The following is an 11,854-nucleotide window of genomic DNA, read 5'->3' on the forward strand; positions in this document are numbered from 1 at the left end:
TCGCAGCGCGGTCCACGGTTTTTTTGTCGAGTCGAGGTGGCAGATGCATCGCGTGATCAGAGTGGCCGGCCTATTGTGGTTGGCGTTGCAGGTTCCGGCGGCAATGGCCGCGCAGCAGGAGGGTGGTGTGACAGCGATCGCGACAATCCCGGCGCCGGGCGCCGTTGCCACCGTAGCCCCGCCCGCGCCAGTGCCAGCGGTCGTCACCCGCCACCGGGTCAGCATCGACGGTCGCGACATCCCCTATCAGGCCCAGGCCGGCACCCTGGTCATCGAGGATGCGCAGGGCAGGCCGGACGCGGAGATGTTCTATGTCGCCTATGTCGCCGAAGGAGTACGCGACCCGTCGACGCGTCCGCTGACCTTCCTGTTCAACGGTGGTCCCGGCTCATCGAGCCTGTGGCTGCACCTGGGTTCGATCGGGCCGGTGCGCGTGGACACCCTGGATGCCGAATCGACCGGTCCGGCGCCATATCGTTGGCGCGACAATCCATACAGCCTGCTCGACCGCAGCGACCTGGTGTTCATCGACGCGATCGGCACCGGCTATTCGAAGGGCCTGCCGCGCGCGGGGGAAAGCGATCCCGGCAAGCGTTTCTGGGGCACCGACCAGGACATCGATGCGTTCGCGCGTTTCGTGCAGCGCTACCTGGCGTTGCACCAGCGCTGGAATTCGCCGAAGTTCCTGTTCGGCGAATCCTACGGCACCGTGCGCGCGGCCGGACTGGTCAAGCGCCTGCAGGACCTCGGCATCGAAAGCAATGGGGTGGTGCTGATGTCGTCGATCCTGAACTTCGGCGCGCGCCTGCCCGGCTTCGACCATGAATTCATCCATACGCTGCCGACCTTCGCGGCGATCGCCTGGCACCACGGCAAGGTGACGGGACGCAGCGACACGCAGGCGCAGTTCCTCGACGAGGTGCGCACGTTCGCGCGCGGCGACTATGCGGTCGCGCTGGGGCGCGGCAATACGCTGGATGCGGCCAGCAGCGATGCCATCGCGCAGCGGCTCAGCGCCTACACCGGCCTGTCGGCCGACTACTGGACCTCCGCCAACCTGCGTGTCAGCGTGCCGCGCTTCCGCCGTGAGCTGCTGCGTGATACGGGCCGCAGCGTCGGGCGCTACGACGGTCGCTTCCTCGGGCTGGAAGGCGAGCTGGCCGGCGACGAGCCGAGCAGCGATGCCTCGTCGACGGCGATCACCGGCGCGTTCTATGCGGCGCTGAACGACTATGTCGGGGGCACCCTGCAGTACCGCCGCAACGATCCTTATGTGCTGAAGGCGCCATTGACCCGGGTCTGGGACTGGAAACATGCGGTGCGCGGCGCGCAGGGCCCGGTGCTGCCGGTGCCGCTGCCGGTGATGACCGTGGACCTGGCCGATGCGATGCGCGCCAATCCGGCCCTCAAGGTGCTGTCGGCCAACGGCTGGTACGACCTGTCGACGCCGTTCTCGGTCGCCGAATACGACCTGGCGCACATGGACATCGGGCGCGAGCTGCTCGGCAACCTCAGCTTCACCTATTACCCGTCGGGACACATGATGTATCTCGAACCCGGATCGCTGGTGCAGCTCAAGCAGGACCTGGCCCGGTTCTACGATGCCGCGGCGCCGCGCGCGCCCTGAGGCCGGTCGCGCGTGGTCACGGCACATCCATCACGCGCCCAGATCACACGCTCGGATCACACCCTTGGATCGGGCCCTCAGATCACCGACCCCGCGTCGGCACTGTCGGCCAGTGTCATCGCGTCGGCGGCGACGAGGTTGGCTTCGTGCCAGTCGGCATCGGCCAGGAACAGGTCGCGGGTCAGGCCCTGGATCAGCCGCGCCGGCCCGAACTTCATGCCCGGGATGCCCTGGCTGATCCGGCCCATGCTCAGCAGGCCGGCGATGCCGAAATCGTGGATGTCGGCCAGCCACGGCGCATCCACGCCGGGCCGCGCGCGATATTCGAAGGCCGGTCCGAGGTAGGGCGATTGCGCGAGCGCATCGACGATGTCGGCGCGGTCGTCTGCGGGCGGCACGTAGACGTCGCGCCAGCGTGCGATCGACGACGCCACGGCGGACAGTTCGGGCCGGCGTGCGACATCGATCGAGAAGCCGGTCCCGAGGATGATGAAGTCCACGATGACGCTGCCCTGCGACGTCTCGATGTGGATGCCGTCGTCCCCATGCGCCAGCGACTGCCAGTCGCAACGGGTCGATATCCGGAAGGTGTCGTGCCGTGTACAGCGTTCGACGCTGTACGGCGGGGGCGGTGTGCTGTGGCGGGCGAGCCTGCGCATGATCCGCCAGCGCTGGTCGTCGTCGAGTTCGGGGTAGTGCCGGTACAGGCCGGAGAACTCCAGCGGCGTGCGGATCGCCGGCTGCTCGATGCGCGCGCGGCGCGCGAACAGGTGCACCGAGACGGCGCCGTGTTCCAGCGCGACCGCGGCATTGTCGAAGGCCGATGCGCCGGCGCCGAGCACTGCCACGCGCTTGCTGCGCAGCCGTTCGAAATCGATGTCGTCCGACGAATGCGCCCACTGCGACGCCGGCACCGCCTCGGTGACCATGGCCGGCAACAGCGGGCCGCTGCTCGGCAGGCCGGTCGCCAGCACCAGCTTGCGCGTGAACCAGGTCTGGGCCTGGCCGTTGTTGTCGATCTCCAGCGCCAGCGCGTCCGATTGCGGGCGCACCGCACGCAGGGTCACGCCGTTGTGGACCGGCACGTTGGCGACGCGGCGGAACCACACCAGATACTCGACGAACTCGGCATTGCTGGCCAGTTCCAGCGCGTCCCATGCGGCGCGGCCGCGGGTCGCGATGTACCAGGCCGGGAACGACAGGCTCGGCGTGCCGAGATCCGGCCCGATCAGGGCCTTGGCGGTGCGTAGGGTCCGCATCCGCGCATAGCTCAGCCACGGACCTTCGTGGCCGGCGGCCGCGCTGTCGATGACGGCGATGTTCCGCACGTGTTCGCGCAGCAGGCCATGGCCGATACCGAGTCCGCTGAGTCCGGCACCGACCACGACGACGTCATGCACGGGCCGCCCGTCGAGCTTCCGCGGACGCACCCAGGCCTGGTGCGGGAAGTCCAGGTACTGCAGGTCCTCGCGGACGCGCGCTTCCAGCTCCGCCAGCGCCTGCGCACTCATGCCGACGGCTGTGCGCCTGCGCGCACCTGCAGCTTGCGGTCGAGGAAATCGAGGCGATCCTGGCCCCAGAAGATCTCGCCGTCGAGCACGTAGTTGGGCGTGCCGAAGATGCCCAGCGCGATGGCGTCGTCCTTGTTGCGCTGCCATTCGTCCAGCACCTCCTGGCGCGCGGCGTGGGCCAGCAGCGCGGCGCCGTCGAGACCGGCCTCGTCGGCAACGGCCTTGCGCACGTCGGCGTCCAGGGTGTCGCGGTCGTTGGCCCACAGCGCTTCGAGCAGGCGGAACGACAGCAGGTTGGCGTCGAGCCCGAGCTGCCTGGCGGCGATGACGAGATAGCAGGACTCGATCGGGTTGGTCGGGTAGTACCTGGGCTTGAGCTTCAGCGGCAGGTCGAGGTACTTGCGCCAGCGGTCCAGTTCGAGCGCGTGGTAGTTCTGGCGTGCATCCGGGCGCGTGCGCAGCGGGATGCCGCCGTTCTCCTGCAGCACCAGGATCGGCCGCGGCACGATCGTCGCGCCGTGGCGCGCGGCGATCTCGTAGAAGCGCTGGGCACCCAGGTAGGCCCAGGGCGAGGACAGCGAGTGGAAGTATTCGATGGTGACGGTCATGGCGGTGCGTTCTGGTGGAAGGGGAGTGGAAGGGCGTCGTGTCGGCGTTGCCTTGGTGCCTGGTGGCCGCGGTGCTCAGCACACCAGGTGGCAACGGACGATGCGCGAACCGCAGGCGCGCGCTGGTGGCGATTCGCTGCGGCAACGGGCGATGGCGTGCGGGCAGCGCGGATGGAAGCGGCAGCCGCTGGGCGGCGCGACCGGACTGGCCGGTTCGCCTTCGGGCAGTGCCCGCTCCCAGGCATGGCGGTCGTGCGGAGTCAGCACCGAGGCGAACAGCATCTGCGTGTAGGGATGCAGCGGCGCGCGCGCAACGTCGTCGGCGGGGCCGGTCTCGACCAGCTCGCCGCAGTACATCACCGCGATGCGGTCGCTGATCGCGGCGACCGCGGGCAGGTCGTGGGCGATGAACAGGTAGGCCATGCCCAGGCGTTCGCGCAGGTCTGCCAGCAGGTTCAGGATCTGCGCGCGGATCGAGACGTCGAGTGCCGAGATCGGCTCGTCGAGCACGACCAGCGCGGGGCGCAGGATCAGCGCGCGCGCAATCGCGATGCGCTGGCGCTGGCCGCCGGAGAACTGGTGCGGATAGCGCTGCGCGGCGTCGACCGGCAGTTCCACGTCTGCCAGTGCCTGCGCGACCCGCACGGCGATATCGCGTCGGCCGGGGCTGCGCGGCAGCGACTGCAACGGTTCGGCAATGGCATCGCCGATACGCATGCGCGGATTCAGCGAGGCATAGGGATCCTGGAACACCGCCTGGACCTGGCTGCGGACGTCGCGCAGCGTCGACGCGCCGGCGTTGCCCAGCGATTGACCGCGGAAGCGGAGCCCACCATGCGTGGGGGCTTGCAACTGCAGCACGATGCGCGCCAGCGTGGACTTGCCGCTGCCGGATTCGCCGACCAGGCCCACGCTTTCGCCGGCAGTGATCGACAGGCTGACGTCGTCGACCGCCCGCACCACCGGGCGCGGCTTGCCCCATTGCCGGCGCATCGGGTAATGCATCGAGATGCCGTCGAGCTCCAGCAACCTGCTCATGCCTGCCCCCTGCTGAACGGTGCATAGGCGGCGATCGGATGCCAGCAGGCCGCATGTGCAGCACTGGCGTCATTGGCCCGCAGCGCGGGAACCTCGGCGCCGCAGCGCGGCAGTGATCGACCGCAGCGCGGATGGAAGGCGCAACCGGGCGGCACGTCGCGCGGACGCGGTGGCTGGCCCGCGATCGTCGGCAGCGTGCCGGCGCGTGCATGCAGGTCGGGCAGCGATCCCAGCAACGCGTGCGTGTAGGGATGGCGCGGCGCATCGAACACCTCCATCGCCGGGCCGCTTTCGACGATACGGCCGGCATACATCACCGCGACGTCATCGCAGGCCTGGGCCACGATGCCGAGGTCATGCGTGATCAGCACCAGCGCGAAGCCATGCGTGCGTTGCAGGTCCTTCAGCAGGCGCAGGTACTGCACCTGCACGGTGGGATCGAGGGCGGTCGTTGGCTCGTCGGCGATCAGCAGCCGCGGGCGGCCGGCGAGTGCGATCGCGCCGGCCACGCGCTGGCGCATGCCGCCCGACAGCTGGTGCGGATACTCGTGCAGTCGCGCCTGCGGTTCGGCCAGCCGCACCGAGGCCAGCAGATCGCCGGCATGCGTCCAGGCCTGGCGGCGTGACATGCCCAGATGGCGCTGCGCGACTTCGGCGACCTGGGTGCCGATCTTCAGCAGCGGATTCAACGACGACAGCGGATCCTGCAGGATCATCGCCATGGCGCTCCCGCGCACGTCGCGCATCTCGCGCTCGCCGAGCGCCGACAGGTCGCGTCCATCGAAGCGGATCCGGCCACCGGTCTGGCGCGCGCCGGCCGGCAGCAGGCGCGTTAAGGCATGCGCCAGCGTGCTCTTGCCGCAGCCCGACTCGCCGACGATGCCGAGCGTCTGTCCGGCCCGCACCTGCAGCGACACGCCGCGCAGCACTGGCGCACGACCGTGGTCGTAGGCCACCTGCAGGTCGTCGATCTCCAGCAGCGCGCTCATGGCATCGGCCTGAGTTGCGGGTCGAGCCGGTCGCGCAGCCAGTCGCCGAGCAGGCTCGCCGACAACACCAGCAGCATGATGCACAGGCCCGGGAACACGGTCAGCCACCAGTAACCTGCCATCAGGCCCTTGCGGCCATCGGACAGCATCAATCCCCAGGCCGGCTCCGGCGGCGGCACGCCGACGCCGAGGAATGACAGCGAGGCCTCGGTGACGACCACCGAGCCCAGCATCAGCGTGGCCAGCACCACCGAGGTATTGGCGACGTTGGGCAGCAGGTGGCGCGTCATGATCCGCCACGGCGACGCGCCTGCGATCCATGCCAGCTTGACGTAGTCGCGCTCGCGCAGCGACAGCACTTCACTGCGCACCACGCGCGCGTAGCGGGTCCAGTAGATCGCCGCGAGGATGATCACCAGGTTGGTCGTGCTGGGGCCGGTGATCGATGCCAGGAAGATCGCGAAGACCAGCGAAGGCAACGCCAGCCAGGCATCGACCAGGCGCATCACCACTTGGTCGAACCAGCCGCCGAAGAAGCCGGCGGCGATGCCCAGCGCGGTGCCGGCGATGCCGGCGATCAGCACCGCGCAGCTGCCGACCAGCAACGAGATACGCGTGCCGTGGATCAATCGCGACAGCACGTCGCGGCCAAGGTGGTCGGTGCCCAGCAGATGTTGCAGGGTGCCGCCGTCGATCCAGGCCGGCGGCTGGTAACGCAGCGACATCGCGGTCTGCTCGGGCGCGTACGGCGCGATCAGGTCGGCGCCCAGCGCCACCAGCACGAAGACCGCGGCAATCGCCAATGCGAAGCGTGGCCAGCCACGGCTGCGCAGGCGCCAGTGCTGCCAGCGCGTGCGCCATGGTCGCCCGGTCGCAAGACTCACGTCCGTGTTGGGTAGGCCCGCGTCCGGCGCGCTCACAACCGGATCCTCGGGTCGAGCAGCGCCGAGGCGACGTCGGTCAACAGGTTGACCAGGATGATCATCACGCCCGACAGCAGCACCACGCTCTGGATGACCGGGAAGTCGCGGAAGGTGATGCCGTCGTACAGCAACCGGCCGACGCCCGGCCACGCGAACAGGGTTTCGACGACGACCGCCGAGTTGACCATCGAGACCAGGTTGATCGCCGCCAGCGTCAGCACCGGGATCAGCGCATTGCGGAAGCCATGGCGCATCACCACCGACCACGGCGACAGTCCTTTCAGGCGCGCCAGCCGGATGTAGTCCGACGACAGCACGTCCAGCATCGACGAACGCACCAGTCGCATGTAGGCCGCGGAGAAGTACCAGCCCAGCGTCAGCACCGGCATCACCAGTTGCAGCGGGCTGCCGCTGCCGGACGAGGGCAGCCAGTTCAGGTGCACGGTGAACAGCATCACCAGCAGCATGCCGAGCCAGAACGGCGGGATCGCCACGCCGCCGAGCGCGAGCAGGCGCAGTGCCTGGTCGAGCCGGGTATTGGGATACAGCGCCGCCAGAATGCCGCAGGCCAGGCCCAGCAGCAGCGACCATGCGAACGCCAGCGAGGCCAGCAGCAGCGAGTTGGGCAGGCGCTCGAGATACAGGTCGAGCACCGGCGCGCCGAGATAGATCGACACGCCGAAGTCGCCACGCGCGGCCTGGCTGATGAACTGCCAGAACTGCCACGGCAACGGCTGGTCGAGACCCAGCCGGGCCGTCAGTGCGGCGATGTCGTCGGCACTGGCGCCGGGCTCCAGCATCAGCTCGGCAGGGTTGCCCGTCAGCCGTGCCAGCAGGAACACGGTCAACGTCAGCAACAGCAGCGAGATGCACGCGTAGCCGATGCGGGATGAGAGGAATCGCAACATGGATCGGGCGGTGGTCCCGAGGAACGGCTGGCCGGCGCGAAGCCCGCCGGGAATCCGGATGCGCCCTGCGGGGCGCATCCGGGGAAAGGATCAGAACGTGTAGTTGAAGCCGACGGTGATGTAGCGGCCGATCAGGTCGTAGTGGGCGACCTCGTACGGGGCGCGCTGCGAGACCGCGGACGACGTGTAGCCGGAGGGATCGTAGGGCGGCAGCTTGTTGGCGATGTTGGCGACCTTGGCGTACAGGGTCAGCCGGTCGAAGCCGCGATAGCCCAGGTACAAATCGAACTGGTTGTAGGCATCGACCTTGCTGGCGACGCCGTTGACGCCGGGCGTGATCTGCTTCTGGTCGTAACCGGCGGTGTGGTACCAGGTCAGCGAGGTGTTCCAGTCGTTGTAGTTCCAGTCCAGCTGCGTGGTCGCCTTCAGGTCGGGCAGCGCGGTCTGGTAGCCGTTGGTGCCGGCGTAGTCGACCAGCGGGCCGCCGGCGACGTTCTGGCGGCGGTAGTCGCGGACATAGGTCAGCGCCGAGCTGACATTGAACTGGCCTGCGGACTCGGTAGCGAAACGGCGCGACAGTTGCACGTCGAAGCCGGAGGTCTTGAGCTCGGTCAGGTTCTTGGTGCGGTTGTAGATCGCTACCAGGCGGCCGTTGGCGTCGCGGACGACGTCGGACGAGTTGTTGGCCGTGACCACGGCGGTCGGATCGTCGCGGCCGATCAGGTTGCTCAGTTCGATCTTGTAGTAGTCCAGACTGATGCTGGTGTTGCTGTCGAGCGCGTAGACCGTGCCCAGGTTGTAGCTCTTGACGCGCTCGGGCTTCAGGTCCTCGCTACCGTAGGTGAACACGGTCGGGCGGATCGCGGCGTTGGGCGTGATCGGATCGTAAGGGTCGCGGACGGTGGCGGTGCCGATGCTGCTGCTGTTGCCGGCCTCGCCCAGGTGCGGTGCGCGGAAACCGCGCGAGAACGCGCCACGCAGCAGCAGGGCGTCGAACGGCTGCCAGCGGAAGCTGTAGCGCGGCGAGAACGCGCTGCCGAAGTCGTCGTAGTGGTCGCCGCGCGCGGCGAACTCCAGTTCCAGTGTGCTGGTCACCGGCACGTTGAATTCGGCATAGGCCGCCGCGACCTGGCGCTTGCCGTCGATGAACTGCGTCGACGGACGTATCTGTGAACCGTTGGAGATTTCCACCGGGATCGACGAACGCAGTTCTTCCTTGCGCCATTCGATGCCGCCAGCGAAGTTGACGGTGCCGGCGGGCAGGTCGAACAGTGAGCGCGCGGCGCGCAGATCGGCACCGGCCAGCGTCGACTTGCCGCGCTTGGTCGAGGTCAGGCGGATCGCGTCGATGACCGATTGCGGCGTCAGCGACGGATTCAGCAGGTTGTAGCTGCCGTCGGCCAGCGCCGGATACAGCGTGTAGCGATTGGCGAGACCGCCCGAGGCGTCGTCGCTTTCATTGCTGCCCGACTGGAAGGCCGAGGCTTCCCAGCGCCACTGGTTCCAGTCGCCGCGCACGCCGGCCAGCACGCGGTGGAACTTGGAGTCGGTATGGCGCTCGGCGCGGCCGAGGTCGAAGAAGGTGTATTCCAGCGCGACCGGCGTGCCGTAGGGGTTGTACGGGCTGCTTGCCGGCAGCAGGTTGCTCAGCGTCTCGGCAAGACCGGTGTTGGGGTTGAGCGCGAAGCGGTTGGCTTCCAGGGTGAAGTACGGCACGTAGTTGACCATGCGGCCCTTGGTGCGGCTGTACAGCGCCTCGGCGAACAGCTCGGTGCTGTCGCCCAGCTTGAAGGTGCCGCGGCTGAAGATCTGGAAACGGTCGGCATCGGGTACCAGCATGCTGTCCTGGACCAGGCTGTAGGCGCAGGTCTGGCCGCTGCGGCCGTCGATGGGCGCGCTGTCGCGCAGCACCATGCCGGTGGGGCAGTTGCCGTTGCCGTCGAGCAGCGGCACGCTGGCACCATTGACGATGAAGCGCGCGCCGTTGGCCGCCCAACCGTTGAGGCCACCGCCGGGCTGCCCGGTGAAGTCGCCGCTCCTGGTCAGGTCGCGCTGGTCCTGCATCAGCGGCTCGCGGTGGAAGGCGTCGATGCTGAAGAACACGTTGTAGCCGTCGCGCTCGAGGTTGCCCTTGCCGCCCGACAGGTTGAGCTTGGCCTGTTCGACCCCGCCTTCTGTCGCGGCGCCGGTGCTGCCGCCGATCTGGAAGCCTTCGTAGTCCTCCAGCGTGATCAGGTTGATGACGCCGGCGACTGCGTCCGAGCCATAGACCGCCGACGCGCCGTCCTTCAGCACCTCGACGCGCGCCAGCGCGCTCAGCGGCAAGGCGTTGAGGTTGACGAACACATCCGACAGCGCCTGCTGCGGGAAGCTGTAGTTGGCCAGCCGGCGGCCATTGAGCAGGATCAGCGTGTTCTTCTGGCTCAGGCCACGCAGGCCAATGCCGGCGGCGCCGGGGGTCCAACTGGCGGTGCGGTTCTCGTTCCAGCTGTAGCCGGTATTGGCCGAGATCGAGCGCAGCAGATCGCTGACCGTGGCCTTGCCGGAGCGCGAGATCTCCTCGGCGGTGATGACCTGGACCGGATGCGTGCCCTCGCTGTCGGAGCGAGCGATGTTGGAACCGGTCACGGTGACCGCCTGCAGCGTGGCCGGAGGCGCGGTGTCGGTCGCGACATCGGCGGCGGTGGCGGTGCCCGTGGCATCCAGCGCGGTCGCGCCATCGTTGGGCGCGACATCGGTCGCCAGGGCATCGGTGGCCGCGGCATCGGCGGCCAGCGCAGGCACGGACGCCAGCAGGGCCTGAGCGAGGGCGAGTGCCAGCAGGCGGTTGGTCGGGCCGCGGCGGCGCGGGCGGGGCAGGGGCGACAGGGACATCTTCGGCTCTCAGAAGGGGGAGGAAGCAGCTGAGTGATCATTCGATTTCCTGATTCAGGAATTGAATGAATTCGAGATGTGCATGCTAGAAGTCGCTGTTGCGGCGCCGCAAATGGTCATGACTCCTCTGCACATGACCAGATGGACACTGCGACGGGCCCCGTGGGCCGGTTTTTATGATTGGCTGCAAAGGATTGATCCGGCACGGAAAAATGCCGCTATGATCCGCCGCTCGACAGGAAGGGGGTATCGATGGACCTGCGTCAGCTCGAGGCATTCGCGGCGGTCATGACGGCTGGCAGCATCACCGGCGCAGGACAGATGCTGAAGCGGTCCCAGCCGGCCGTGACCCGTTCGATCCAGGACCTGGAGCAGGAGCTCGGACTGCGCCTGTTCGAACGCAACGGCCCCAAGGTCATCCCGACCAACGAGGCCTTCCTGTTGCGGTCCGAAGTCGAGGGTTCACTGGCATCGGTGCGCCGGATCCGCCAGCAGGCGGGCAACATCTCGCGTCGCGAGAACAGCGAGGTGCGGCTGGCCGCGACCTCGGCACTGGCCGCGGGCCTGGTGCCGGCGGCGCTGGCGCGGTTGTCGCAAGTGCTGCGCCCGCAACAGATCCAGTTGCAGAGCATGCTTGCCGAGCAGGTGGTCCAGGCCGCCCTGGCCAACACCCTGGACATCGGCGTGGTCAGCCTGCCGCTCGAACATCGCGGGCTGGAGCTGCATTGGATCGGCGAGTCGGTCTGCGTGGCGGTCGTGGCCTCGGATTCGCGCTATGCGCGGTTCGATGTCATCGATCTGTCCGACCTCGGCGACGATCCCCTGCCGCTGGTCACGCTGAGCAATCCGTACCGCCTGCGCGGACGCATCGATCACGCCCTCGAGGACGCGCGCATCGCCGGGCACCGGGTGCAGGAAACCAATGCCTCGCTCAATGCGGTGATGCTGGCGCGTGCGGACATCGCGATCGCGCTGGTGGAACCTGCGACCGCACTCGGCATCCCGATCGAAGGCGTCGTCGTCAAACCCCTGCTGCAGCGTGTGCCGTTCTTTTTCGGCGTGGTGTCGCCGTATGCACAGCAGTTATCGCCCACGGTGCGCGCGCTGATCGCCGCACTCGAAGAGGTTGCCGGCAAGCTGCTGCCGGATTTCGTCTCGCACCCGTCCAGCCAGCACGACGCGGTGATGCAGCGCATCTACGGACGCGTCGGCGCGCGCTGATTGGAAAACCGGCAGAAACGAAGCCTGTTTCGTCGGTTCGGCCGCGCCAGGCAGACAAAAAGAAGCCCCGGCTGGAGATCCGGGGCTTCTGGGGACCTGGCACGTAATCGGACGAGGAAGGAGTGACAGGTCGCCTATCAGTGACCGTGGGCTGA

Annotated in this window: 9 protein-coding genes; 2 read left to right on the forward strand and 7 right to left on the reverse strand. The window is 68.1% G+C overall.

The annotated features are described in order from the left end of the window. Positions 1–190 precede the first annotated feature (190 nt). Positions 191–1,627, forward strand: coding sequence for a S10 family peptidase (locus tag ACYX7E_RS04810; protein WP_462079423.1), 1,437 nt, complete (start codon positions 191–193; stop codon positions 1,625–1,627). A 77-nt stretch (positions 1,628–1,704) separates the two neighbouring features. Here the strand turns inward: ACYX7E_RS04810 and ACYX7E_RS04815 are convergent, their stop codons facing one another. From ACYX7E_RS04815 to ACYX7E_RS04845, 7 genes are all read right to left on the reverse strand, one after another. After that, entirely contained in the window at positions 1,705–3,138 is a 1,434-nt protein-coding gene (locus ACYX7E_RS04815; protein ID WP_462079424.1) for a SidA/IucD/PvdA family monooxygenase, read from the reverse strand. After that, positions 3,135–3,746 (reverse strand): DsbA family protein, encoded by a 612-nt coding sequence (locus ACYX7E_RS04820; protein ID WP_462079425.1) that lies wholly within the window; start codon positions 3,744–3,746, stop codon positions 3,135–3,137. Before ACYX7E_RS04820 ends, ACYX7E_RS04815 begins: the two co-directional genes overlap by 4 nt. A gap of 75 nt (positions 3,747–3,821) precedes the next feature. After that, positions 3,822–4,784: an ABC transporter ATP-binding protein gene (locus tag ACYX7E_RS04825; protein WP_462079426.1), complete on the reverse strand. Its 963-nt coding sequence runs from the start codon at positions 4,782–4,784 to the stop codon at positions 3,822–3,824. Further along, positions 4,781–5,773, reverse strand: coding sequence for an ABC transporter ATP-binding protein (locus ACYX7E_RS04830; protein ID WP_462079427.1), 993 nt, complete (start codon positions 5,771–5,773; stop codon positions 4,781–4,783). The genes ACYX7E_RS04825 and ACYX7E_RS04830 overlap by 4 nt, the downstream gene beginning before the upstream one ends. Continuing rightward, positions 5,770–6,657 (reverse strand): ABC transporter permease, encoded by an 888-nt coding sequence (locus tag ACYX7E_RS04835; protein ID WP_462079428.1) that lies wholly within the window; start codon positions 6,655–6,657, stop codon positions 5,770–5,772. Before ACYX7E_RS04835 ends, ACYX7E_RS04830 begins: the two co-directional genes overlap by 4 nt. A gap of 32 nt (positions 6,658–6,689) precedes the next feature. Then, a complete protein-coding gene (locus ACYX7E_RS04840; RefSeq protein WP_462079429.1) occupies positions 6,690–7,604 on the reverse strand; it encodes an ABC transporter permease in 915 nt (304 codons plus the stop codon). Between the two features lie 90 nt (positions 7,605–7,694). Next, a complete protein-coding gene (locus ACYX7E_RS04845) occupies positions 7,695–10,478 on the reverse strand; it encodes a TonB-dependent receptor plug domain-containing protein (protein WP_462079430.1) in 2,784 nt (927 codons plus the stop codon). A 252-nt stretch (positions 10,479–10,730) separates the two neighbouring features. Between ACYX7E_RS04845 and ACYX7E_RS04850 the strand changes: the two genes are divergently transcribed. Then, positions 10,731–11,699 (forward strand): LysR family transcriptional regulator, encoded by a 969-nt coding sequence (locus ACYX7E_RS04850; RefSeq protein WP_462079431.1) that lies wholly within the window; start codon positions 10,731–10,733, stop codon positions 11,697–11,699. Positions 11,700–11,854 lie beyond the last annotated feature (155 nt).

The sequence above is a fragment of the Luteimonas sp. RIT-PG2_3 genome, from assembly GCF_054902115.1.